This window comes from Zobellella taiwanensis (genome assembly GCF_003012795.1).
In the GTDB taxonomy this organism is placed as follows: Bacteria; Pseudomonadota; Gammaproteobacteria; order Enterobacterales; family Aeromonadaceae; genus Oceanimonas; species Oceanimonas taiwanensis.
The window spans coordinates 34,936-59,838 of record NZ_PXYH01000005.1 but is presented as its reverse complement, the minus strand read 5'-3'; the positions used below and the strand labels follow the sequence as shown (position 1 = coordinate 59,838).

General features: G+C 62.5%; 23 protein-coding genes. 3 read left to right on the top strand and 20 right to left on the bottom strand.

Annotated features, from left to right (window positions below; translation table 11 throughout):
- Positions 1 to 30: 30 nt before the first annotated feature.
- From C7I36_RS05000 to ribH, 12 genes are all read right to left on the bottom strand, one after another.
- Complete coding sequence (locus C7I36_RS05000) at positions 31 to 630, bottom strand: LysE/ArgO family amino acid transporter (protein ID WP_106452636.1); 600 nt, start codon at positions 628 to 630, stop codon at positions 31 to 33.
- Positions 631 to 796: 166 nt separating this feature from the next.
- Positions 797 to 1,276, bottom strand: a complete 480-nt coding sequence (locus tag C7I36_RS17960) for an HIRAN domain-containing protein (RefSeq protein ID WP_146137308.1) — start codon at positions 1,274 to 1,276, stop codon at positions 797 to 799.
- 148 nt (positions 1,277 to 1,424) lie between these two features.
- Positions 1,425 to 3,518 carry an elongation factor G gene (gene fusA / locus C7I36_RS04990; RefSeq protein ID WP_106452634.1) on the bottom strand — a complete coding sequence of 698 codons (2,094 nt, stop codon included), beginning with the start codon at positions 3,516 to 3,518 and terminating at the stop codon, positions 1,425 to 1,427.
- A 375-nt stretch (positions 3,519 to 3,893) separates the two neighbouring features.
- Positions 3,894 to 5,234, bottom strand: coding sequence for a hypothetical protein (locus C7I36_RS04985; protein WP_106452633.1), 1,341 nt, complete (start codon positions 5,232 to 5,234; stop codon positions 3,894 to 3,896).
- A 337-nt stretch (positions 5,235 to 5,571) separates the two neighbouring features.
- The gene (locus C7I36_RS04980; RefSeq protein WP_106452632.1) at positions 5,572 to 6,507 is read right to left on the bottom strand and encodes an ABC transporter permease; all 936 of its coding nucleotides are present in this window, start codon (positions 6,505 to 6,507) and stop codon (positions 5,572 to 5,574) included.
- Between the two features lie 6 nt (positions 6,508 to 6,513).
- Positions 6,514 to 7,488, bottom strand: coding sequence for an ABC transporter permease (locus C7I36_RS04975; protein ID WP_106452631.1), 975 nt, complete (start codon positions 7,486 to 7,488; stop codon positions 6,514 to 6,516).
- Between the two features lie 128 nt (positions 7,489 to 7,616).
- Complete coding sequence (locus C7I36_RS04970) at positions 7,617 to 9,170, bottom strand: ABC transporter substrate-binding protein (RefSeq protein WP_106452630.1); 1,554 nt, start codon at positions 9,168 to 9,170, stop codon at positions 7,617 to 7,619.
- Entirely contained in the window at positions 9,167 to 10,930 is a 1,764-nt protein-coding gene (locus C7I36_RS04965) for a dipeptide ABC transporter ATP-binding protein (protein ID WP_106452746.1), read from the bottom strand. The genes C7I36_RS04970 and C7I36_RS04965 overlap by 4 nt, the downstream gene beginning before the upstream one ends.
- A gap of 398 nt (positions 10,931 to 11,328) precedes the next feature.
- Positions 11,329 to 11,808: a phosphatidylglycerophosphatase A family protein gene (locus C7I36_RS04960; protein ID WP_106452629.1), complete on the bottom strand. Its 480-nt coding sequence runs from the start codon at positions 11,806 to 11,808 to the stop codon at positions 11,329 to 11,331.
- The gene (gene thiL, locus C7I36_RS04955) at positions 11,809 to 12,774 is read right to left on the bottom strand and encodes a thiamine-phosphate kinase (protein WP_106452628.1); all 966 of its coding nucleotides are present in this window, start codon (positions 12,772 to 12,774) and stop codon (positions 11,809 to 11,811) included.
- Positions 12,775 to 12,821: 47 nt separating this feature from the next.
- A complete protein-coding gene (gene nusB / locus C7I36_RS04950) occupies positions 12,822 to 13,232 on the bottom strand; it encodes a transcription antitermination factor NusB (RefSeq protein WP_106452627.1) in 411 nt (136 codons plus the stop codon).
- Between the two features lie 13 nt (positions 13,233 to 13,245).
- Entirely contained in the window at positions 13,246 to 13,713 is a 468-nt protein-coding gene (gene ribH, locus C7I36_RS04945) for a 6,7-dimethyl-8-ribityllumazine synthase (protein WP_106452626.1), read from the bottom strand.
- A gap of 386 nt (positions 13,714 to 14,099) precedes the next feature.
- On the opposite strand from ribH, the gene pflB reads away from it, so the two are divergent.
- The 3 genes from pflB to C7I36_RS04930 all read left to right on the top strand — a co-directional run bounded on the left by pflB (position 14,100) and on the right by C7I36_RS04930 (position 18,318).
- The gene (gene pflB / locus C7I36_RS04940) at positions 14,100 to 16,379 is read left to right on the top strand and encodes a formate C-acetyltransferase (protein WP_106452625.1); all 2,280 of its coding nucleotides are present in this window, start codon (positions 14,100 to 14,102) and stop codon (positions 16,377 to 16,379) included.
- 217 nt (positions 16,380 to 16,596) lie between these two features.
- The gene (pflA, locus tag C7I36_RS04935) at positions 16,597 to 17,340 is read left to right on the top strand and encodes a pyruvate formate lyase 1-activating protein (RefSeq protein WP_106452624.1); all 744 of its coding nucleotides are present in this window, start codon (positions 16,597 to 16,599) and stop codon (positions 17,338 to 17,340) included.
- Between the two features lie 96 nt (positions 17,341 to 17,436).
- Entirely contained in the window at positions 17,437 to 18,318 is an 882-nt protein-coding gene (locus tag C7I36_RS04930) for a DMT family transporter (protein ID WP_106452623.1), read from the top strand.
- Between the two features lie 22 nt (positions 18,319 to 18,340).
- Here C7I36_RS04930 and C7I36_RS04925 read toward each other — a convergent pair whose 3' ends face one another.
- The 8 genes from C7I36_RS04925 to ribBA all read right to left on the bottom strand — a co-directional run bounded on the left by C7I36_RS04925 (position 18,341) and on the right by ribBA (position 24,898).
- Positions 18,341 to 18,688, bottom strand: coding sequence for a HopJ type III effector protein (locus C7I36_RS04925; RefSeq protein WP_106452622.1), 348 nt, complete (start codon positions 18,686 to 18,688; stop codon positions 18,341 to 18,343).
- A 14-nt stretch (positions 18,689 to 18,702) separates the two neighbouring features.
- The gene (locus C7I36_RS04920) at positions 18,703 to 19,368 is read right to left on the bottom strand and encodes an alpha/beta hydrolase (protein ID WP_106452621.1); all 666 of its coding nucleotides are present in this window, start codon (positions 19,366 to 19,368) and stop codon (positions 18,703 to 18,705) included.
- 3 nt (positions 19,369 to 19,371) lie between these two features.
- Positions 19,372 to 19,911 carry a HutD/Ves family protein gene (locus C7I36_RS04915; RefSeq protein ID WP_106452620.1) on the bottom strand — a complete coding sequence of 180 codons (540 nt, stop codon included), beginning with the start codon at positions 19,909 to 19,911 and terminating at the stop codon, positions 19,372 to 19,374.
- A 17-nt stretch (positions 19,912 to 19,928) separates the two neighbouring features.
- Positions 19,929 to 20,714 (bottom strand): biofilm regulation diguanylate cyclase SiaD, encoded by a 786-nt coding sequence (gene siaD / locus C7I36_RS04910; protein WP_106452619.1) that lies wholly within the window; start codon positions 20,712 to 20,714, stop codon positions 19,929 to 19,931.
- Positions 20,707 to 21,108 carry a biofilm regulation phosphoprotein SiaC gene (gene siaC, locus C7I36_RS04905; RefSeq protein WP_281258129.1) on the bottom strand — a complete coding sequence of 134 codons (402 nt, stop codon included), beginning with the start codon at positions 21,106 to 21,108 and terminating at the stop codon, positions 20,707 to 20,709. Before siaC ends, siaD begins: the two co-directional genes overlap by 8 nt.
- Positions 21,105 to 21,647, bottom strand: coding sequence for a biofilm regulation protein kinase SiaB (siaB, locus tag C7I36_RS04900; RefSeq protein WP_106452618.1), 543 nt, complete (start codon positions 21,645 to 21,647; stop codon positions 21,105 to 21,107). Before siaB ends, siaC begins: the two co-directional genes overlap by 4 nt.
- A 14-nt stretch (positions 21,648 to 21,661) precedes the next feature.
- On the bottom strand, positions 21,662 to 23,665 hold the full coding sequence (gene siaA, locus C7I36_RS04895; protein ID WP_106452617.1) for a biofilm regulation protein phosphatase SiaA: 2,004 nt from the start codon (positions 23,663 to 23,665) through the stop codon (positions 21,662 to 21,664).
- Between the two features lie 123 nt (positions 23,666 to 23,788).
- Positions 23,789 to 24,898 carry a bifunctional 3,4-dihydroxy-2-butanone-4-phosphate synthase/GTP cyclohydrolase II gene (ribBA, locus tag C7I36_RS04890; protein WP_106452616.1) on the bottom strand — a complete coding sequence of 370 codons (1,110 nt, stop codon included), beginning with the start codon at positions 24,896 to 24,898 and terminating at the stop codon, positions 23,789 to 23,791.
- Positions 24,899 to 24,903: the final 5 nt, after the last annotated feature.

Below are 24,903 nucleotides of genomic sequence, written 5' to 3'. Positions count from 1 at the left end.
TTAGCACCTTGCCCCGTTAACACGGGGCACCTAGCCCTCCATCACCAGCGTGACCGCTATGGTCGCCATCATCACCCCCACCACAAACTCCAGCACCTTCCAGGCCTTTGGCCGGCTGAACACCGGGGCCAGCACCCGGGCGCCGTAACCCAGGCTGAAAAAGAACACCAGCGAGGCCGACATGGCCCCCAGGGCAAACAGCCCCTGAGCCTGATACTGGGTTGAAATGGAGCCCAGCAGCACCACCGTATCCAGATACACATGGGGGTTAAGCCAGGTAAAGGCCAGACAGATAGCCACGGTTTTAAGCAGCGATTGCTGGACATCCCCCGCCGCCGTCATGGCATGGTTGTTACCAAAAGCCGATTTAAAGCTTAACAGCGCATACACCGCCAAAAAGGCCGCACCCGCGTAACGGGCCACCGTCTCAATGGCCGGAAACTGCTTTACCATGGCACCAAAGCCCGCCACGCCAAGGGAAATAAGCAGTGCATCGGACAGGGCACACACCGCACACACCACAAACACATGATGGCGTTTAATGCCCTGCTTGAGCACAAAGGCATTTTGCGAGCCAATCGCCAGGATCAGGGAAAAGCTGAGGGCAAAGCCGGAGAGAAAGGTGGACATGAAGTGAAAGCGCTCTGTGCAGAAGTAAACCCGCAATGGTACAGGCCAGCGCGGTTAAAATGTAGCTTCAATCGTGCTGACGACCATAAATAATGGCAATGGCCTGATTACCCGCTGCATACCAGCCGGTTGTGAACACCCACAACACCGAGTGCGCGTTGGCGCATCAACTGCACGCTTTTATTATTAGCCCAACCACCACCAAAACGACAAATATACGTAACAGGACACTCCCCACAGGTTGCTGGGAACTCGTGGCGGAACCCTTTTTAGACGAAAGGTCAGCATCGGCGCGATATACGGACGCGAACACCACGGGAATTGGGCTCCTTCCTTCGGTGAGCAATCTTTTTACATGTGCAGTGTACTTGTGGCCGGAATCAAGCAGCGGAGCCAAGTCTTGAGCATCTTCTTCAGGCACGAAGCCAATCTGCTCCCCGCCCGATATAACCACCTCAACCGCGTTGCGGCTATGGACATTGTCGTTCTGGTGGCGAGTATTGAATAATGGCGGGGTCTGGGGCCGTTCCCGCCTTCGCAGGAGCGACGCATGAAAGTGCGGGAATGACGGTAAACAGGCGGCTCGTAGCCCCAGAAGCAACAGCGGGGATTGCCGCAGCTGACCGTCACATGCCAGGGCTGGCATGTGCCGAGCGCCCCAGAGATGGGTTTGAAGCGTGTCAGCGGAGCGCAACCGCGCTGTTGCTTCCCATTGCGTTCGCGGATTGTTCCGCCCATAAAAAAACCGCTGCCGAAGCAGCGGTTTTTATGGAAGTAAGCGGGGTTAGCCGGGCTTACTTCTTGGCTTCAGCGGCCTTGCGCTCTTTCACCTTCTCAACCACCTTGTCGGCCACGTTGGCGGGGCAGGCAGCGTAGTGAGAGAATTCCATGGAGAACTGGCCACGGCCAGAAGTCATGGTGCGCAGGGAGCCGATGTAACCGAACATTTCGGACAGGGGTACGTCGGCCTTAACGCGTACACCGGTCACGCCGGCAACCTGATCCTTGATCATGCCGCGACGACGGTTCAGGTCACCGATAACATCACCCACGTGATCTTCCGGAGTGAACACGTCCACCTTCATGATCGGCTCCAGCAGCTGGGGCTTGGCCTTCGGCAGAGTCTGACGGAAGGCGCCACGAGCGGCGATTTCGAACGCGATGGCGGAGGAGTCAACGGCGTGGTAGGCACCGTCGGTCAGCTCGAACTCGATGTCCAGCACCGGGAAGCCGGCGATGGGACCGGTGCTCATCATGCTGGCTACACCCTTTTCGATGGCGGGCCAGAATTCCTTCGGCACGTTACCACCCACCACGGAAGACTTGAACACCAGGCCGGTGTTGGCTTCGCCCGGACGGATAACGTAGTCGATTTTACCGTACTGGCCGGAACCACCAGACTGCTTCTTGTGGGTGTAGCTGTCTTCCACTTCGGCGGTGATGGTTTCGCGGTAGGCCACCTGGGGCTCACCCACAATCAGCTCAACGCCGTAGGTACGCTTGAGAATGTCGACCTTGATGTCCAGGTGCAGTTCGCCCATGCCTTTGAGGATGGTTTCACCGGAGTCTTCGTCGGTTTCAACGCGGAAGGTCGGGTCTTCGGCAACCAGCTTGCCGATGGCCACGCCCATCTTCTCGGAACCGCCTTTGTCCTTCGGCGCAACGGCGATGGAGATCACCGGCTCGGGGAACACCATGGCTTCCAGGGTGCAGGGGTGCTTGACGTCACACAGGGTGTGACCGGTCTGCACGTTCTTCATGCCGATGATGGCGATGATGTCGCCGGCCTGGGCGGAGTCCAGTTCGCTGCGCTGGTCGGCATGCATTTCCACCATGCGGCCGATACGCTCGGTTTTGCCGGTGGCGCTGTTGAGGATGGTGTCACCCTTCTTGATGCGGCCGGAGTAGATACGCACGAAGGTCAGGGCGCCGAAACGGTCGTCCATGATCTTGAATGCCAGCGCCTTCAGCGGGGCATCGGCGTCAACGATGGCGAACTCACCGGTTTCCTTGCCTTCTTCGTCGGTCAGCGGCTGCGGATCAACTTCGGTCGGGCTCGGCAGGTAGTCGTTCACGGCGTCCAGCACCAGCTGCATGCCCTTGTTCTTGAACGCGGAACCACAGTAGGCCGGGAACAGGGCCATGGTGCGGGTACCCTTGCGGATGCAGCGCTTGATGTCCTCGATGGAGGGCTCTTCACCTTCCATGTAGGCTTCCATCAGGTCGTCGTCCTGCTCTACGGCACTTTCTACCAGCAGCTCGCGGTACTCTTCAACCTGGTCAACCATGTCGGCCGGCACGTCTTCGATGGTGTACTTCTCGGGGTCACCGGAGTTGTCCCAGATGTAGGCCTTGCGGGTCAGCAGGTCTACCACACCCTTGAACTCGTCTTCGCGGCCGATGGGCAGCACCATGATCACCGGGTTGGCGGCCAGCACGTCGCGGGTCTGCTGAACCACGCGGAAGAAGTCGGCACCCATACGGTCCAGCTTGTTCACGAAGATCAGACGGGCAACGCCGGATTCGTTGGCATAGCGCCAGTTGGTTTCGGACTGGGGCTCAACGCCGCCGGAACCACAGAATACGCCGATACCGCCGTCCAGCACTTTCAGTGAACGGTACACTTCAACGGTGAAGTCAACGTGTCCGGGGGTGTCGATAACGTTGAAACGGTGACCTTTCCAGAAGCAGCTGACGGCTGCGGACTGGATGGTAATACCCCGCTCGGCTTCCTGCTCCATGAAGTCGGTAGTGGACTCACCGTCGTGGGTCTCGCCTGCCTTGTGGATTTTACCGGTCAGCTTGAGGATACGTTCGGTAGTGGTGGTCTTGCCCGCGTCAACGTGAGCAAAAATACCGATGTTTCTGTAATGAGATAAGTCAGACATGATGCAACTTTATATGGTTGATTGAAGAAGTAGACGGAGCATGCGAAGAGTACCAGCACACCGCACCTCAGATTTTGAGGCGCACATTATGCAGTAGAACCCGGCAGCGCGCAAATGGCCAGACCGGGTTGTCGCATATTTTTTGTGCAGACTGTCTCGGCACTCCGACCTGCCAAATACCGCGCGTTGTAACGGCATGACCGGGTTGCCGCATTCAAATGCCGCCGTGGGCCACCTTGTAATAGACCCAGCCGAACAGGCCGGCGAAAATCGCCACGGTCAGCAACACCTTGAGCCAGATAAATTTCACGGTCATCTCCTGCAGAGCCTCTGCGGCCCGTTTTGCCGCCCCCGATTGTGTCACCGCCACCGCCATTACGCCAGCCCGGTCAGCGCCGCCAGCACAAAAATTCCGACCACCACCAGCGCCGACATCACCGCCGCATAGCCCAGGTTCCAGCGCATGATGGAAAAGGAGTCCAGCCCGTAGCGGCCCTGGAATGCCAGGTTAATGCCCGACAGCGGCCCGGTGGCGGTGCCCACCGCCCAGGACGACAGAAACACCAGCGCCAGCAGGGTGTGGTCGGGGGCAAGGGGCATCAGCACCGCCCCCGCCAGGGAGATGCAGATAATGGGGTGGATGCCGAGCAGCGCCAGCAGCACGGTGGCCAGATAGGTCACGCTGGCTTCCTGGGCGCCAAACTGCGTCAGCGGCAGGCTGCCGCCCAGGCTGGCAAACAGGGTTTCCAGGCCATAGCCCAGCACCCCGGCGGCGAGGAACAGTGCCAGCTCGTTGCCCATTTGCGGCAACCGGTCATTGACCAGTCCTCTCACCGCCGCCAGCGGCCGTTGCCGTCTGATCGCAAGAATAAGCAGGGTCAGCGCCGGGGCCAGCAGGGTGATCACCGCCAGAATGGACAACTGCGGCTGCCACTGGTGCAGTGCCAGCACCGCCGCCGCCAGCAGCCCCGGCAGCAGCAGACCGCCGGCCTGCAGCGGATAGCCGGTAAACTCAGCCACAGGGGCGTTTTCACCGTGAGCTTGCCGGCGGCCAAGCTGCCAGCCGGTCAGCAGCAGGCTGCACAGCGCCAGGGGCATGCTCACCAGCCAAAGGGTGGGCAGCCTGGCCTCGGGCGCCACGCTTAAGGACACCGCCATGGCGCCGAAAAACGGCGACCAGAAGGCGGCGGCGGTAAAGCTGCGGATCAGCGCCAGTGCCTGCTCCCGGGTCACGCTGCCGCGCCGTGCCAGGCGGTCGCCGATGATAAACACCGACGACAGGTTGATCACAGAGCCAAACAGATGCACCGCCGCCAGGGTAGACGCCAGCGCCCGTCGGCCTTGGGGAGCGCGTTCTTCATCCCCGGTGTGCGGCCGGCTGACCAGGCTTAAAAAGCTCACCGCCACCAGCATGGACAGCAGGCCGCTGTTGCCGGCCACCAGCCGCGCCGGATCCACCTCGGCCCCCTGCCCCGCGCTCCAGGCCAGGCAAGCGCCGCCCACCAGCAGCAACACCAGCGCCTGGGTGCGGTTGCGGTGGGCCAGCCCCGGCCACAGCAGGGTCGCCGCGCACCAGTACGCCAGCCCCGGCCAGTGGGTTGCCAGCGGCGCTCCCAGCAGGCCGGCGGCAACCATCATCATGGCGGCCAGGATCAGGCCGCCGGCCAGTGACCGGCGCACTGAGGCAGGAAACAGCGAACACAGGGTGGCAGGCAAGGCGGGCTCCGGGTGTGGCGAATAAGCATGAGGATCATAACCATAAACACACCGAGCCGTAAGCTGTCAGCCGCAGGCAAGGGGTACTTGCAGGTGCCGGCGCAACGCCACCGCCATTGTCTGCGGAAGGAATTTCGGGCCCCGCACGCAGACACGCCGTGAACCCATCCCTGGGGGATCCGCCGCGCTTCTGACCGCCAGGGATGGCGGGAATGCCGGAACGGCAAGCATTTTCCGGCCCTGGCGCGGAGGGTCTGCTTGGCAGAACCCAGTCGCCGCCGACGGTGATCTACTATTCGGAACAGCCATTTAACGCTGAACGCTCTGCGGCCGTGAGTTATCCCTTATAAACCTTGGGGTTGAACACATCCCGCAGCCAGTCGCCCAGCAGGTTGATCACCAGCACCAGCACCACCAGGTAGATGCCGGGGAAGGCGGTGATCCACCAGGAACCGGAGAAGATGTAGCTGAAGCCCATGCTGATCAGCGACCCCAGGGACGGCTTGTCCACCGGCATGCCGAGGCCGAGGAAGGACAGCGCCGCCTCGCTCATGATGGCGTTGGCCACCTGCACCGTGGAGATCACCAGTATCGGCGACAGGCAGTTGGGCAATATATGGCGGAACATGATGCGCATGGATTTGAAACCCATCACCCGCGCCGCTTCCACATATTCCTTCTTCTTCTCGGCCAGCACGGTGGCGCGAATGGTGCGGGCATACTGGGGCCATTCGGCCAGGCCGATGATCACCACCAGCATCAGCACCGCGTACTGGGCGTAGAAGTCGGCGCCCAGGGTGGCCTGAAATACCGCCGACACGATGATGGCCACCATCATGGTGGAAAACGACAGCTGCACATCGGCAATGCGCATCAGGAAGTTGTCGATGCGCCCGCCGAAGTAGCCGGCGGACAACCCCACCACTATGCCGATCAGCAGCTGCAGCGCCACTGCACCCAGGCCGATCATCAGCGATACCCGGGAGCCGTAGAGGATGGTGCTGAGAATGTCCCGCCCCTGCACATCGGTGCCGAGCACAAAGCGCTCGTCGCCCATGTCCAGCCAGCTGGGGGGCAGCTCGGAGTCGAGGATGTCGATGGTGGCCAGATCATAGGGGTTGTGGGGGGCGATGAGCGGCGACAGAAAGGCCGCCGCCGCCAGCGCCACGAACACCGCGAAGCTGACCATGGCGACCTTGTCGCGCAGGAAATGATACAGGAAGTCCGATTGCCGGAAACGGGCCCAGCGGCCGAGATTGAGTTCTGTGCTCATGGTGGTTTATCCCTTGGCGGCCAGGTTGACGGTGGGGTTCACCAGGCCGTAGATCAGATCGACGATGGTGTTGGTGACCACGAAGATAAAGCCCACGAAAATCACGTAGGTGGTGATCAGCGGCGTGTCTACCCGGGTAATGGCCTCGAGGAACAACAGGCCGATGCCCGGCCACTGGAACACGGTTTCGGTGAGGATGGTGTAGGCCACCATGGTGCCGATCTGCACTCCGCCTACGGTGATCAGCGGCAGCAGGGTGTTTTTCAGGGCGTGGATAAACCAGATACGGTACTTGTCCAGGCCCTTGGCCCAGGCGAACTTGACGTATTCGGCGCTGAGCTGCTCCAGCATTTCGGAACGTACCAGGCGGATGAACAGCGGCAGCATGATCGACGACAAGGCGATGCTCGGCAAAATCAGGTTGCGCAGGCCCTGCCAGTTGAACAGCCCCGACTCCCAGCCGAGCGGGCTGGTCAGTTCACCCCGGCCGTAAGCGGGCAGCCAGCCCAGTTCGATGGAAAACACATACATCAGCAGGATGGCGGTGAGGAAGACGGGTACCGAAATACCGATGATGCTCACCCCCATAATCGCCTTGGACAGGATGGACCTCGGCTTGATCGCCGAATACACCCCAAGGGGGATGCTCAGGCCCACGATGATCAGGCTGGCGCAAAATACCAGCTCCAGGGTCGCCGGCAGTTTTTCGAAAATGACCTCTATGGTCGGCTGCTTGAAGAAATAGGAAGTGCCGAAGTCGCCTTGCAGCACATTGCCGATAAAACGGCCGTATTTGATCATGAAAGGGTCATTGAGCCCCATTTCGGTGCGCATCTGCTGGCGCACTTCTTCCGATACCGATTGCCCCACCAGCTCGCGCAGGGGGTCGCCCAGGTTGTCCTGGATGGAAAAGGCCACCAGGCTGATGACAAACATCACCACCAGGGCCTGGAATACCCGTTTAAGCAGAAAAGTAAACATGTTTTAAGTTCCAACTTCGGGATTGGGGATCAGGGATTGGGGACTGGAAGGGACTCCCCTGCCAGACCCCGACTCAGGATCTTAGGTGTTAAGTTCTAGTCCCAAGTCCCTAATCCCCAGTCCCGGTTTTATTCGACCACCAGGTCGCCCAGATAGGGGAAGTCCATGGCGTTGACGACGGGCTCGGCCTGAACGTTGTTGCGTGCTCCCCAGGCCAGGTTCTGCCAGTGCAGGGGAACGAAAGCGGCGTCGTCGTAGAGGATTTTTTCCACCCGCTGCAACATCGCCTCCCGCTTGGCGGTGTCGGTTTCCAGGTTGGCGGACTCGATCAGGCCGTCCACTTCCGGATTGGAGTAGTAACCACAGTTATACTGGCCCCGGCCGGTTTCGCTGTTGCGGGTCATGGTCAGGAACTCGGAGAAGTTGGCGGTATCCTCGGTGTCGGAGTGCCAGCCGATCATCAGCATGTCGGCGGCGCACTTGTCAAACTCCGGCCAGTACTGGGCCACCGGCATGGTCTTCAGATCCACGTCGATATTGATGCGCGCCAGCATCGCCTTCACCGCCTCGGCGATGCGGAAGTCGTTCACATAGCGGTTGTTGGGGGCGATCATGCTGATCTTGAAGCCGTCCTGGTAACCGGCCTCTTCCATCAGTTGCTTGGCCTTGTCCAGATCGAACTGGGGCTTGAGCTCGGGATTGTGGCCCAGGTAGCCGGCGGGCGGCTGCTGACCGGCGGTGGTGGCGAAGCCGCGCATGATGCGCTGGACGATGCCTTCCTGGTTGATGGCGTAGTTCACCGCCTGGCGCACCCGCACATCCTTGAACGGTTCAAAGCGGTTCTGGTTCATCTGGAAGGTGATGATGCGGGTGCCGGGTTCGGTCACCAGCTTGACGCCCTGGGCGGCCTTGACCCTGTCGTGATCGTTGGGCGACACCGGTTTGATGAAATCCACGTCACCGGCCAGCAGCGCCGCCACCCGGGTGGCGTCTTCCTTGATCGGCACCAGGGTCATGTGGTCCACGTTGCCGGGCGAGTTTTTGTCCCAGTAGTCGGCATGGCGCTCATATTCCACCTTGACCCCCTGCTGGCGGAACTTGAGCTTGAACGGCCCGGTGCCCGAGGTGTTGGTGGAAGCGAAGGAACTGCCGTGCTTGACCACTTCCGCCTTGTCCTTGCCGTCCGCCGTGGTGCCGCTGTAAAACTTGGCATCCATCGGGAACAGGTAGGTCACGGTATTGAGCACCAGGGGATAGGGTCCCTTGGTCACCAGATCGACGGTATGATCGTCCACCTTCCTGGCCTCGGCAAAGGGTTCGAAAATGGCCTTGAAGTCGGGGGATTCCTTCAGCCGGTTGAAGGTCCAGATCACGTCGTCGGCGGTGAAGTCGTTGCCGCTATGGAACTTGACGCCCTGGCGCAGGTGGAAACGCATGGTTTCGTCGTCAATCCGCTCCCATTTCTCCGCCAGCCGGGGCTCGAAGTCGAAATCCTTGGTCCAGCGCACCAGGGGATCGAAGATCAGGTGCGACATTTCCAGGGTCGCTCCCGACAACTGCTCGTGGGGGTCCATGGAAACCGGGTCGGCGTCATAGGCGATGGTGATGTCCGCCGCCTGCAGGCTGAAGGCAAAGCCGGCGGCAAGCAGCGCGGCGGTGACTTTATTGAGTCCTTTTTTCATATAACACTCCGTCGATGGGATGAGTTTTGGCCAGCGGCCACGTCCGAAATATCCAGACCTTTCCGGGACATGCCCTTGAATTCGGGCATCAGGGAAATCAACGAGCGGCTGTAGGGATCCGCCGCTTGGGTAAACAGCTGTTCGGTCGGAGCCACCTCCACCAGGGTGCCTTTTTTCATCACCCCGATGCGGTCGCACATCTGCCGGATCACCGGCAAATCGTGGCTGATGAACAGCATGGTGAGCTTGAGTTCATCCTGCAAATCCTTGAGCAGGTTGAGAATTTGCGCCTGTACCGAGACATCCAGCGCCGAGGTGGGCTCGTCGCAAATCAGCAGCCGGGGTCGGGTGGCCAGGGCCCGGGCGATGGAAATACGCTGGCGCTGGCCGCCGGAGAACTCGTGGGGAAACTTTACCCCCGCCGCCCGGCCCAGCCCCACGTAGTCGAGCAAATCCGCCACAATGCCGCGGATCTGCGCCTCGCTCCCGGCCAGCCGGTGGAAGCGGATCGGCTCGGCGATGATGTCTTCCACCCGCATGCGCGGGTTGAGGGAGGAATAAGGGTTTTGAAACACCATCTGCATCTGCCGGCGCAGGGGACGGCGCTCCTGCTCGCTCCTGATGGCGGTCAGCTCTATGCCCTCGAACCAGATTTTGCCGGTATCGGGCGGATAGAGGCCGGTGATGGCCCGGGCGATGGTGGACTTGCCGGAGCCCGACTCTCCCACCAGGCCAAAGGTTTCGCCCTCGAAAATCTCAAAGCTGACGTCGTTGGTGGCCTGCAGGTATTCCCGCCGGGAAGGGAAAAAGGAATCCTTGGTCACAAAACGCAGGTTGCAGTGTTCCACCCTGAGCAGGGCGCCCTGGTACTGGCGCTGATCCTGGCTCTGGCCCAGCCAGTGGGTTTTCAGGTCCAGGCTCGCCATTTCCCTGGCATCCTCGATATAGGACACCAGCGGAAAACGGCGCAGCTTGATATCGGAACGGGGCACGGCGGAGATCAGGCTCTGGGTGTAGGCATGCTCGGGGCTGCCCAGCACCTTGCTGGTGGGACCGATTTCCACCAGCCGGCCGCGGTACATCACCGCCACCCGGTCGGTTACGTTCGACACCACGCCCATGTCGTGGGTGACCAGCATGCAGCCCACGTTGCGCTCCTTGCACAGGGTGCGGATCAGGGTCAGGATCTGATCCTGGATGGACACATCCAGCGCCGTGGTGGGCTCGTCGGCGATAATCAGCTCAGGATCGCACGACAGGGCGATGGCGATCACCACCCGCTGGCGCATGCCGCCGGAGAACTGGTGCGGATACTGTTTGATGCGCAGCTCGGGCTGGGGAATGCCCACCGCATCGAGCAGCGACACCGCCTTCTGGCGGGCCTGCTCCCGGCTCATGCCGGTGTTGGCCAACAGAGTTTCGACCATCTGGTATTCCACCGTGAACAGCGGATTGAGCGAGGTCATGGGATCCTGGAAAATAAAACCGATACGACGCCCGCGCACGGCGCGGATGGCGGCGGGGGCCAGGTCGGAAATTTTCTCCCCGTCCAGGTAGACATCGCCGCTGGCGATGCGCCCGGGCGGGCTCAGCAGATCGATGACGGCATTGCCGATGGTCGACTTGCCGGCGCCGGACTCGCCGACCACGCCGAGGATTTCGCCTTTTTCGATGGTGAACGACAGCTCGTCGACGGCGGCCATAACGCCGTGGCGGGAGGGATATTCAATCCGCAGGTTCTTAACTTCAAGCAGGGACATGTTCATCCTTAAGCGGGGAGTTCCCCTCAATACGGCATCCTTGCGCCGGCCGTGCCGGCCTGGGCGACGGGAGCTTCCTAACTATAGCCCCGAGCGGCAACCCTTCAACCCGGACCCCGGCAACAAGAAAGTAACATTTGCAAGCATTGTAAGCCCGTCCGGGTCCAAACTGAACTGCGGTTATGCGGAGCCAGCTCACAAATCCAGTAACAAATATCAAACATGACAATTAATGCAGAATTTATGACTACGATTTCACATCAAGATAATCCAGGACGGACAAGAATAGAATAGTAACTTTACTCTAGACATCGGCACGGTGCCGATACGACAGCGGCATGCCACGGCCAGGGGGAAAATAAAGGAGGACGGGGAAGGCGCGGCCCTTCCCCGTAGCGTCAGTAAAAGGCCGCCAGCCCCTGCAGGCAGGCCAGGGCGAACAGGCCGGCGATAACGTCGTCGAGCATGATGCCGAAACCGCCGTGCACCCGGCGATCGAACCAGCGGATGGGCCAGGGCTTGACGATATCGAAGAAGCGGAACAGCACGAAGCCGGCCGCCAGCCAGCCCCAGCCCGCAGGTGCCGCTATCATGGTAATGCCGAAACCGATGATCTCGTCCCACACGATGGCGCCATGATCGTGCCGGCCAATGGCCCGGGTGGCCGCCTCGCAGATCTTGATGCCGGCCAGGAAGCCCAATACCAGCAGACCCAGATAGGCCCACAGCGGCAGCCCCCGCACCAGCAGGTAAAGGGGAATGGCCGCCAGGGTACCCATGGTGCCGGGCATCACCGGGCTTAACCCCGAGCCAAAGCCCAGGGCCAGCAGGTGCAGCGGATTGGACAGCCTGAGCGCCGCCAGCTCGGGTTTTCTCATTCAGGCACTCCGAAAATGATCCCAGCTCTGGGCCTGCAACCGATAGGGCTTGCCCTCGGCCAGCAGTTCCACGCCAGGGTCGCCGGCCAGGATACGGCCGACGCGGGTAAACTTGACCCCGCAATGGGCCAGGGCGGTATCCAGCAGGCCACGATGGGTTTCCGGCACGGTAAAGCACAGCTCATAGTCATCACCGCCGGTCAGGGCCAGCTCCCAGCCTGACTCCGCCGGCACCGCGGCCTGCATGGCCTCGCTCAGGGGCAACTGCTCCAGCTCGAGCTGGGCACGAACTCCGGAGGCACGCATAATGTGGCCCAGATCCCCCAGCAGGCCGTCGGAGAGATCCAGGGCGCTGGAGGCGATGTCGCGCAGGGCCTGGCCGGCCAGGATGCGGGGATGGGGATGCTCAAACTTGGTACGCACAAAATCCAGGTACTCGTCCGGCACCGCCACCTGCCCGAGCCGCTGTTGCAGCCCCAGCGCCGCGTCGCCCAGGGTGCCGGTGACATAGATGCCGTCCCCGGCCCGGGCACCGCTGCGCCGCAGGCCCTTGCCCTCGGGCAGGGTGCCGTGCACCGTCACCGTGATGGACAAGGGGCCTTTGGTCATGTCGCCGCCCACCAGGGCCACGTTGTAATATTCCGCCAGTTCGAAGAAGCCGGCACAAAAGCCTTTTATCCAGCCTTCATCGGCCGACGGCAGGGTCAGCGCCAGCGAGACCCAGCGCGGATCGGCGCCCATGGCCGCCAGATCCGACAGGTTTACCGCCAGGGCCTTGTGGCCCAGGGCTACCGGATCCATGTCGGGGAAGAAGTGCACCCCGGCAACCAGGGTATCCGTGCTCACCGCCAACCAGGTCTGGGGCGGCACCTGCAGCAGGGCGCAGTCGTCCCCCGGCCCCATCAGCACGTCCTTGCGGCCGCTGTCGGCGGTAAAATAGTGTTTTATTATTTCAAATTCGTTCATGAAAAATGAAAAGCCAGCGGCTGCTGGCTTTTTCCCGATGCTTGTCGTTATTTTTTCAACTGCTTGACAACCTTGTCGAGCACGCCGTTGACGAACTTGTGGCTCTCTTCGGCGGCAAAGGCCTTGGCCAGCTCGATGGCTTCGTTGATCACCACCCGATAAGGCACATCCTCACGCCGGGTCAGCTCGTAAGTGGCCAACCGCAGCACCGCCTTGTCCACCATGTCCAGGTCGGCCAGTGGCCGGGACAGGAAGGGAGAAAAGACGCCATCCAGCTCGGCGGCATGAACAGAAACGCCAAACAGCAGATCGCGGAAATAGTCCAGATCCACCCCCTTGGTGTCCTGCTCCAGCGCAAACTGCTGGGCGATGTCGGCCACGTTGTCCTTGGTCATTTGCCACTGATAGATGGCCTGGGTGGCGAGACGACGGGCCTTGCGGCGTTCAGACGGTTTCAATGCAGTACTCCTCTTAATCCAGCAACTGCAGGACGTTGATCATTTCCAGTGCGCTGAGGGCCGCTTCCGCGCCCTTGTTGCCCGCCTTGGTGCCGGCGCGCTCGATGGCCTGTTCGATGTTTTCGGTGGTCAACACGCCAAAGGCGATGGGCACTTCGAATTCCATCATGACGCCGGCCATGCCCTTGCTGTTTTCGTTGGCCACCAGGTCAAAATGGTAGGTGCCGCCGCGGATGACGCAACCCAGGGCGATAATGGCGTCGTACTTGCCTGCCTTGGCCAGCTTCTTGCACACCAGCGGGATTTCCACCGCCCCCGGTACCTTGACCAGGGTGATATTGTCGTCCTGCACCTGGCCCTGGCGCTTGAGCACGTCCAGGGCGCCGGCCACCAGGCTGTCGTTGATAAAGCTGTTGAAACGGGCGACCACAATGGCCACCCTGGCCTCGGGCGCGGCCATCAGCCCTTCGATTACCTTCATGGGAATCCTTGTTTGCAGAAAAGTGCGCACATTCTAGCACAATCGGCGATTGACAAAAGCCTGGGGCCGCCACCGATGCGCACCCGGGTCGCCACCATGGCATCTTCGTTGCTTGTCGCCATCATAGCCCACTGGGCTCAATCCGATATTACGGCTCCGGCGACCGCCAATGCGCTTGACAATGTACAGTCACAAGACTCTAGCGAACATGGCGCCTACCGGCTATAACCCTGGCCCAGGCCTAAAATGTAGTAAAATTACCAAAATTAAAATTCCTGATTGATCCAGATCAACGGCAGCCTACCCCCTCGGCAGTAGTCTGTAGGCATCCGGCGCGGCGCCCTCCCCGGTCCCGGCGGTGCCGCCCACTGTTCAGCGGAGGTTTTATGGCACAGCTCAACAACATCGAACATGCCTGGCGCGGTTTTGCCGGCAACGGCTGGCAACAGCAGGTCAATGTGCGCGACTTCATCCAGGCCAACTACCGCCCCTACGAGGGTGACGGCCGTTTCCTGGCCGGCCCCACCCCGGCCACCCTGGCCCTGTGGGAGCAGGTGATGAACGGCATCGCCGAGGAAAACCGCACCCACGCCCCGCTCGACTTCGACACCGACAATCCGTCCACCATCACCTCCCATGCCCCCGGCTACATCGACCGGGAGCTGGAGCGGGTGGTCGGCCTGCAGACCGAGGCGCCGCTCAAGCGCGCCATCCTGCCCTATGGCGGCGTGCGCATGGTCGAGGCCTCCTGCCAGGCCTATGGCCGCGAGCTGGACCCGCAGGTGAGCAAAATCTTCACCGACTACCGCAAGACCCACAACCAGGCGGTATTCGACCTCTACACCCAGGACATCCTCAACTGCCGCAAGTCCGGCATTCTCACCGGCCTCCCCGACGCCTATGGCCGTGGCCGTATCATCGGCGACTACCGCCGCTGCGCCCTCTACGGGGTGGACTTCCTGATCAAGGACAAAAAGGCCCAGCTCGTCGCCACCCAGGCGGATCTGGAGGCGGGTATCGATCTTTCCCGTACCCTGCAGCTGCGCGAAGAGCTGGCCGAGCAGGTACGCGCCCTGGCCGATCTCAAGACCATGGCCGCCGGCTACGGCTTTGACATCGGCAGGCCCGCCGCCACCGCCAGGGAAGCGGTGCAGTGGCTCTACTTCGCCTACCTGGCCGCCATCAAGTCCCAGAACGGCGCCGCCATGTCCCTGGGTCGCACTTCCACCTTCCTCGATGTGTATATCGAGCGGGATCTGCGAGAAGGCGCCATTACCGAGGATCAGGCCCAGGAGCTGGTGGATCACTTCATCATGAAGCTGCGCATGGTGCGCTTCCTGCGTACCCCCGAGTACGACGAGCTGTTTTCGGGCGATCCCATCTGGGCCACCGAGTCCCTGGCCGGCATGGGCCTGGACGGCCGCCCCCTGGTCACCAAGACCAGCTTCCGCTACCTGCACAGCCTGTACAACATGGGCCCGAGCCCGGAGCCGAACCTGACCGTGCTCTGGTCCGAGCAACTGCCCCGGGCGTTCAAGGACTATGTGGCCCAGGTCTCTATCGACACCTCCGCCATCCAGTACGAGAACGACGATCTGATGCGCGCGGACTTCGACTCCGACGACTACGCCATCGCCTGCTGCGTGTCGCCCATGGTGGTGGGCAAGCAGATGCAGTTCTTCGGTGCCCGCGCCAACCTGGCCAAGACCCTGCTCTACGCCATCAACGGCGGCGTGGACGAGAAGCTGCACATCCAGGTCGGCCCCAGGGCCGAGCCGCTCAAGGGCGAGGTGCTGGATTATGAGCAGGTGATGAGCCGCCTCGACAGCCTGATGGACTGGCTGGCCACCCAGTACGTGACCGCCCTCAACGTGATCCACTACAGCCACGACAAGTATGCCTACGAGGCCATCCAGATGGCGTTCCACGACAAGGACGTGGTGCGCACCATGGCCTGCGGTATCGCCGGGCTGTCGGTAACCGCCGACTCCCTGAGTGCCATCAAGTACGCCAGGGTGAAACCGGTGCGCGACGAGTCCGGACTGGCGGTGGACTTCGAGATAGAGGGTGACTTCCCCAAATTCGGCAACAACGACGACCGGGTGGACGACATCGCCTGCGATCTGGTGCGCCGTTTCATGGACAAGATCAAGGCCCATCCCTGCTACCGGGATGCCATTCCGACCCAGTCGGTGCTGACTATCACCTCCAACGTGGTGTACGGCAAGAAAACCGGCAACACCCCGGACGGCCGCCGCGCCGGCGAGCCCTTCGGCCCCGGTGCCAACCCCATGCACGGCCGGGATGAAAAAGGCGCCCTGGCGTCGCTGACCTCGGTGGCCAAGCTGCCCTTCAGCCACGCCAAGGACGGTATCTCCTACACCTTCTCCATAGTGCCGAAGGCGCTGGGCAAGGATGAAGGGGGCCGGCAGCGCAACCTGGCGGCGCTGATGGACGGTTACTTCCATCACCAGGCCGGACGCGAGGGCGGCCAGCACCTCAACGTCAACGTGATGAACCGGGAGATGCTGCTCGACGCCATCGAGCATCCGGACAAGTACCCCCAGCTGACCATCAGGGTGTCGGGCTACGCGGTGCGCTTCAACGCCCTGACCCCCGAGCAGCAACGGGATGTGATCACCCGGACCTTTACCGAGTCGATGTAAAAGACGGGGACTGGGGACTGGGGACTGGGGACTGGGGACTGGGGACTACAGTTATATCAGTAACAGACTGTCAGCCATTCTCCAGGCGGTCTCAAACAGACAACACCCAAGTCAAATCAGAAGGCCAAAGGGAGCGGCTTTCTCTTTAATGGCAGGCCATGCCGAACATCCTGAACTCGGCATTTGGGCATGGCACCGACACTCCTGGGGAGGAACCATGGCCATTAGCGGACGAATCCACTCCACCGAAAGCTGCGCCACCGTCGACGGCCCCGGCATCCGCTTCCTGGTGTTTATGCAGGGCTGCCTGATGCGCTGCCTGTACTGCCACAACCGGGACAGCTGGGACACCGACGCCGGCCGCGAGGTGACGGTGGCCGAGCTGATGCCGGAGCTGCTCAGCTACCGGCCCTTTATGCAGGCCTCCGGCGGCGGCATTACCGTGTCCGGCGGCGAACCCCTGCTGCAGATGCCCTTTGTCACCGAGCTGTTCGAAGCCTGTCAGGCCGAGGGCCTGCACACCTGCCTGGACACCAACGGCTTCGTGCACCATCACGACGCCGCCCTCGACCGGCTGCTCGACAGCACCGATCTGGTGCTGCTCGATCTCAAGCATATCCGCGACGAGCAGCATATCCCGCTGACCCAGGTCAGCAACCGCTTCGCCCTGGCGCTGGCCCGCTACCTGGCCGAACGGGGCCAGGCCATGTGGATCCGTCACGTGGTGGTGCCGGGCTGGAGCGACGACGAGGCCGACATCGACGCCCTGGGCCGCTTTATCGCCAGCCTGGGTCCGGCGGTAGAAAAGGTGGAGCTGCTGCCCTACCACAATCTGGGCAGCCACAAATGGGCCAGCTTCGGCCAGGCCTATCCGCTGGCAGGGCTGGCGCCGCCCAGCGCTGGGCGGATGGCTCGCCTCCAGTCCATCATGGCCCGCCACCATCCCTGCGTCGTCTTCTGAGCCGCCAAAAAAGGGGTCGGAGTCAATTATTAATTGACTCCGACCCCTTTTTGGCAGTTACCATCGCCGGTGGCTTTCTGTATCGGGGTATGGACTATGTTGCCGGAACGGCGAGGTGATCTTTTTCTGCTGGCTGCCACCCTGCTGGCATCCGCAGGCTGGCTGTTTTCCAAGGAGGCAATCCAGGGCCTGCCCGCCGCCGGCTTTGTGGGCTGGCGTTTCCTGCTCGCCGCCCTGCTGCTGCTGCCCTTCTGCTGGCGGCAGTTGCGCGAGTTGCCCCTGGTCAACCTGCTCAGGGCCGCCGCCGTGGGCTGTGTCATGGGCCTCAACCTGCTGTTCTGGATCCAGGCGGTGTCCCACAGCGAAGGCATCGGCGAGGGCGCCTTTATCATGAGCCTGTCGATGCTGATGGTACCGCTGCTGGCCTGGCTGCTGTTCAGGGAAAGGCCAGGCCGGCCCTTCTGGACCGCCCTGCCCATCGCCATGGCCGGCCTCTTCCTGCTCACCATGGGCAGCGGCCTCAGCCTGTCCCTCGGCCAGTTGCTGTTCCTGCTGGCCTCGTTGTCGATGGCGCTCTATTTTAACCTCAACAGCCGCTTTGCCCGGCGTATTCCGCCGGTGGCGCTGACCTGCATTCAGCTGGCGGTGACCGGTCTGATGAACCTGGTGTATTCGGGCCTGTTCGAACAATGGCCGGCGCAGATACCGCCCCAGACCTGGGGCTGGTTTGCCGCCAGCGTGCTGCTGGCCACCTCGCTGCGCTTTGCCTTCCAGACCTCGGGCCAGAAACTGAGCAACCTGGCCAATGCCGCCGTCATCATGATGCTGGAGCCGGTGTGGACGATACTGCTCAGCGTATTCTGGTATCACGAGCCGATGCCGCCCCAGAAAATCGCAGGCTGCCTGCTGATCCTGCTGGCCCTGCTCAGCTACCGAGGCCGCAATCTGCTGGCCTGGTACCGCACCAGGTGGAAGTGAACAGGGCTGCCCTGGGCCGGATTCAGGCTTTGGGGCTGAGCGGCTGAGCGGTGAACTCGATGCCGATCCAGCCGGTTTTCATGAAGTTGCGGATATTCTGGTGGTCCCGGCCATCGGGGTGGCCGAGCACGTCGTCCCGGTAGAAGGCGCCGAAGCAGGCCAGGGTTTCTTCTTCGCTGAAGCCCTGCAGGCGGGCAAAGGCGAACAGCTTGCAGGAGCCGTTATTCTGCCCCGCCGGGTTTTCCTGATCGCCATTGGTGAAGGCGGTGGGAGTGAAGTCATAGAGGCTGTCGACCAGGGCGATCACCTCGGCGAATTCGATTGTTTCGGGGGCCTGTTCGAGCTTTTGCTGCAATTCGTTGATGTTCATTCACTTACCTTTTATTACTCTTGGTCAGGTGCCAGACAACGGCACAAAAAACGGGAAATATCGCGGATCTCGGCGGCGCAGACGCTGTGCTCCATGGGGTAGTTGTGATATTCGGGCAAGAGCCCGAGCCGCTCCAGTGCGCGGCAGGCTTTCTGCCCCAGCAGCTCGGGCACCACCGGATCCCGGCTGCCGTGCAATACCTGCACCGGCAGGTGCCGGTTGGCATCATGGAGTTTCAGGCTGGCCGCGGTGGCGAAATAGGTCGACATGGCGATAAGGCCGCCCAGGGGCCGGTCGAAACTCAGCGCCGCCTCGTAGGCCACGGCGCCGCCCTGGGAAAAGCCGGCCAGTACGATACGGCGGCTATCGATGCCCTGCCCGAGTTGTTGCTCAATCAAGGCCTGCACCGCCTCGGCCGAGGCCCTGAGCTGGGTCTCGTCCACCTTGCGCTCTATCTCCAGGGACAGAATGTCGTACCAGGCCGGCATGACATGGCCGCCGTTGACGGTCACCGGCATGGCCGGCGCATGGGGAAAGACAAAACGCACCCGCAATTCGGGTGGTAACCTCAGCTCGGGCACTATGGGCACAAAATCGTGGCCGTCGGCACCCAGGCCGTGCAGCCAGATCACGCAGGCGTCGGGCCCGGGGCCAGTCTCTCGTTCAATATAGGGCAGCATGGTTCAGGCTCCGTCAAGGGGATAAAGGGTGATGTCCACCAGCACCTCGGCTCGCTCCCCGGCCGTCAGTGCCAGGGCTTCCCCCGGCGCCAGCAGCCAGAGCTCGGGCACGTCGGCATGCCGGTACAGCAGGCGGGCCCGGGGGTGCTCGCTGCGGTAGCGCTGGCCGGGCGCCAGGCGGTGCACCTCCGTTTCGGCCCTTCCCCAGCGGCGGGCGATCATCACATTGAAGTCCAGGCAGGTACCGCCCAGCAGCCGGCAGTCCACCGCCGTCTCGCCGTTGAAGTGCAGGGGGACAAAGGGTTGCGTCATCCGCCGCCGTTCGCCGGCCATCTCCAGTTCGAAACCGTCGCCGTCCACCAGCATCAGGGTGCGATCGATGCCGGGAAAGAAGGAAAAGGGGCCACTCTGTCCCACCCGGGCCATGGAGACCCGCAGCTCGAGATCACCCTCGGCGGGCAGCCGGTACAGTTCCCGGGTGGTGCCGCCGCCGTTTTTCCAGGGCATGTCGATAAAATCCGCCGATCCTAATCGGGTTGCCATCCGTATTCGGCTCCGTCTCAGAGGGTGGCGACCATCAGCCGGTCACGGCCCTGGCGCTTGGCCTGCAGCAGTTCGCTATCGGCACGGCCTATGGTCTGGTCTACCGCTTCGCCGGAGCGATGGATGGCCAGGCCGACGCTCACCGTCAGCCGGGCATGCTGGCCCAAGTCGGGCAGCCGGAGTTCCCGCACCCGGGCCATGATCCTTTCGCTCAGCCTGCGGGCCTGGGCAATGTCGGTCCCGGGCAGCAACAGCATGAATTCCTCGCCGCCCCAGCGGGCGCAAAGATCGTAGCCGCGCAGCTGCTCGTCTATGGTCTGCGCCAGCAGGCAAAGCACCCGGTCGCCCACATCATGGCCGTGGCGGTCGTTGATGCGCTTGAAGTAGTCCACGTCCAGCATCGCCAGGCTGAACGGCGCCTGGCCCCTCTGGCAGCGTTCCTGCTCCTCGCGCAGCCGCTCCATCAGCAACCGGCGGTTGGCCAGGCCGGTGAGCGGATCCTTGAGCGCCGCCTGGCGCAGACGGTCGTTGAGTTCGAGCAGGTTGCGTTGGTAGCGATCGGAAATGCGGGTGATCTTCTCCAGCCGGCGCAATTGACGGTCGTACTGCTGCAACAGGCTCTGGGTCTGGGACAACGCCATGCCGTAGCTGCAGTCGGAAATACGCAGCAGCCGCTCAAGCCGCGCCCGCTGTTCCCGGTCCCGTTCGACCAGGGCCGCCAGCAGCGGGCGCAGGGGATTGTCCCTGTGCTCGGCGGCATCGAGCAGCCGGTCGAGTTCGTCGTCGCCCGGGATCTCAGTCATGGGGCAGCACATCAAAGGGGAAGCTGCAGTCTTCCCGGAACTCCTCCGCCAGCTCCACCACCCGTTCGTTCTCCGGATCGTAGAACCACTGTACCCGCACCTCGCGCCCGCTGCCGAACGCCGACTCCAGCAGGTCGAAGATATCCATCATCGCCTTGACGCTGCTGGTGTTCATATAGATAAGGCGCAATTCCAGGCGCAGCGGCCGGGTGCTCTGCTGCAGGTACTGCTCGACCCAGCCGATGACGTCGTTGAAAAATTCAAAGGAGTTTTCCGGATAGGAATCCCCCTGCATGCTGACCACGCCGGTGGCCGGGTTGCACAGGATCTCGGGAGTCGCCCGGGTAGCCGTTATCGCCAAGGTGTTCATCGCCAGTTCCGGAATCACGCTCATATCACCGCCAATATACTGAAGAAACTCCGCCCGTCCCCCGTCGGCACCAGTTTGGCCGTCATCGGCCGGGCGGATTTGCGCGCCACGTCCAACAGCCCCAGGCCGGCGCCACTGTGTTCCGCCTCGCTTCGGGGCTGGCGCAATTGGGTCTTGTAGGCCGTTTTCAACATCGCCTTGTCCATCGTCGCCAGCGCCTCGAGCCGCCGGCACAGGGCCTCGCCGTCGTCCTGCTCAACCAGGTTGCCGGCCATCACCAGGTAGTGGCCGTCGTCGTGGCGGGCCACCACCACAGTGGCCGAGCCGTCCCGCTCACTATAGCCCAGCCGGCTGGCGTAGTGGCGGATATTCTGGGTCAGCTCGATATAGACGGCAAACACGTCCATGGCCGCACTGGGCTGGGCGTTGTCGGCCTGCAGGTAGTTGCGCAGGGCATTGCCGATTTCCTCGATAAGACTACGGGAAATGGGTCCGTTGAAACAGAGCAGTATCCGGTTCTGGTTGAACTGTTCGCGAATCGACAGTAAATCTATGGCTTGCATGGAAATGTCCTTGGTTAACCCGTCTGGGTCCTGAAGGCCAGCAGGGTGATGTCGTCCCGTTGCGGGTGACTGCCCCGGTATTCGTCCAGCGCCTGCCTGAGCGCCTGAGCCTGTTCGGGCAACGGCAGCCGGGCATGGCTGAGCAGGAGCTCGCAAAAACGGCTGTTGCCGAGCCCGAAGCCCTTGGCGCCGCCGGCCTGATCCAGGTAGCCGTCGGTCGCCAGGTAATAGATGTGATCGCCATCAAGGGCCAGCACCTGGTCTTCGAAATGCCCGGGGCGGCGGTCGAGCAGGGTACGCCGGCAACCCTTGCGCTCTTCCACCCGCTCGCCGTCACTGTAATAAAGGGACATCTTGGCGCCGGCAAACACCAGTCGCCCGCGCCGGGAATCCACCATGGCCAGCCCTACGTCCATGTTGGTGGCCAGGCCCCGGGGCAGATCGCAATCCTGCAGCATGCCGCGCAGCGTGGTGTCGGCCAGTTGCAGTATGGCTGCGGGCGAGTCCATACCCTGCTCGCGAATGGCGTGGTCCAGCGCCGCCCGCGCCAGCATGGTCATCAGTGCGCCCGGCACACCATGGCCGGCGCAGTCCACCACTCCCACCAGGAAGCGTTCTTCCTCGCCCGGATGGAACAGGTAAAAGTCGCCCCCCACCACATCCCGGGGATGCCACAACACGAAGTGGTGTTCACCGAACACCTGGGTCAGCTGCTGATCGGGCAGTATCGCCTTCTGGATCAGGCTGGCATAGTCGATGGAGTCGTTGATCTGCTGGTGGGCCTGGCGCATGCGCTGGTTGGCCAGCTCCAGCTCGCGGGTGCGGCTCTGGACCTTCTGCTCCAGCTCCTCGGTGTGGCTGCGCACCTGCTCGGCCATGATACCGAAGGCCCGGCTGAGGTCGCCGATTTCGTCGCCGGAGGGCGGCGGCAGGGAAACATCGAAGCGCCCCTCGGCAATGGCCGAGGCGGATCCCTGCAGCCGACGCAGGGGTTGCAGTACCATGCGGTCGACACCGTAGGCCAGCCCCAGCAGCAACACCGCCAGCATGATCACCAGCGCCAGCACGGCGCCGTTGATCCAGGCCTGGTCCAGTACCCGGGCGGCGCCCAGATCCACCGCCGTGGCCACATACCAGCCGAGTTCGGGAATATGGCTGAGGGCAAGCAGCTGGCGCTGTCCCTCCAGCGTAAACCAGCCCAGGCTCACCTGCTCCGGCTCGGCCGCCGCCGCGGCCATAAGGGCCGCCAGTCGCTCCCGCTCGGCGTTGTCCGCCAGCAGGGCCGGCAGGGTTCTCTGGCCGGCGCCGGCGCCGGCGGCCGACCCCAGGGCGATCATGCGCCGATCCGGGTGGGCCTGGAAGGCGCCGCCGCCGTCGATGATCATGGGGGTGACGCCGGGCTCGCCGGTGGTGATGAAATTATCGATAAAGGCGGTCAGGTCGATACCGGTGCCGGCCATGCCGAGCCAGTTGCCCGGCTCCCCCACCAGCACATTGAGCCAGACCCGGGTGATACCCAGTTGGCGATCCAGGTTGACGTTGATGTTGATCTTCTCGCCCCGCTCGAGCAGGTGGAAGAACCAGGCATCATCCGCGGCGGCAGGATCGAGCCGGTACTGGGGATCGCCGGTGAAGGGCTTGTCCTCGCCGTGGAAGTAGTAGCGCAGCGAGCCCAGGCTCGCCACGAAGAAGGAATGGCTGCTGAAATCCTCGGCGAATCCCCGGCTTTCCTCGGTAAACAGCGACAGCCGTTGTGGATCGGCTTCGTCCTGCAGCCAGCGGCGGGTCGGCACCGAACCGGCGAAGCGCCGGGCCAGGGCCAGCTCCCGGGACAGGGGCACCAAGATGTTCTGGCGGTTGAGTTGGGTAAAGTTCTGGACATAGGCCTGACCGAAGTGCTCCTGCACCCCCGCCAGCAGCCGCCAGCCGATACCTCCGGCCGGGATAAAGGCCAGAACGCAGGCCAGCAACAGCGCCCAGATGGATTTTGCCCTGAGTCCCTTTCCCCAGATGGCCATTCCCTGACCTCACTTGCCGATAGGATACGTTTGAGGGCGACATTGTTGATGTTTTATCGCCCGAACTCAATCACGCATAGCAAAAAACACAGGCCCCCAACCGGGCGGGCCATGGCAGGCACCTTACTCGGTGACGTACTCCACCACTTCCAGGCCAAAGCCGGACAGGGCATGGTAACGCTTGGGGGAGCTCAGCAGGCGCATCTTGCCCACGCCCATGGCGCGCAGAATCTGCGAGCCCACGCCCACCCGGCGGGAGGTACCCTGGCGCTTGGCCGCCTCGGGGCGTTCGCCCTTGTCGGCGGCTTCAAACATGCGCACCACCGACAGCAGATGGTCGGGGGTTTCCTCCTTGCCGAGGATCACCAGCACGCCGCCCTCGTCGGCGATGCGCGCCATCGACTTGTCCAGCGGCCAGCTGCGGCTGGCATGGCGGTCGGTCATCAGCACATCGGTGAGCATGTCGTGAATATGCACCCGCACCAGGGCCGGCTGATCGGCCTTGATCTCGCCCTTGCGCAGGGCAAAGTGCACCTGGTTGTCGATGGTGTCGCGAAAGGTCACCAGCTCGAACTCGCCGTGCTCTGTGGGCAGTTTGCAGCGGGCCACCTGCTCTATGGTGGTTTCGTTCTGGTTGCGATACTCGATGAGATCGGCAATGGTGCCCAGCTTGATGCCATGCTGCTCGGCGAACTTTTCCAGATCCGGGCGGCGGGCCATGGTGCCGTCTTCGTTGAGGATTTCCACGATCACCGCCGCCGGCTCCAGCCCCGCCAGCCGGGCCAGGTCACAGCCCGCCTCGGTGTGGCCGGCGCGGGTCAGTACGCCGCCGTTCTGGGCTTTCAGCGGAAAGATATGGCCGGGCTGTACCAGATCGGCGGGCTTGGCATCCTTGGCCACGGCAGCCTGCACGGTACGGGCCCGGTCGGCGGCGGAAATGCCGGTGGTCACCCCTTCGGCGGCCTCGATAGAGACGGTAAAGGCGGTGGAGAACTGCTCGGTGTTGCGGCTCACCATCTGGGGAATGTCGAGCTGGCGGCAGCGGGCCTCGGTCAGGGTCAGGCAGATCAGCCCCCGGCCAAACTTGGCCATAAAGTTGATGTCTTCCGGACGCACGTGCTCGGCGGCCATGATCAGATCGCCTTCGTTTTCCCGGTCTTCGTCATCCATCAGAATGACCATTTTGCCCTGACGAATATCGTCGATGATTTCCTGGGTACTGCTTAAGGCCATGATGT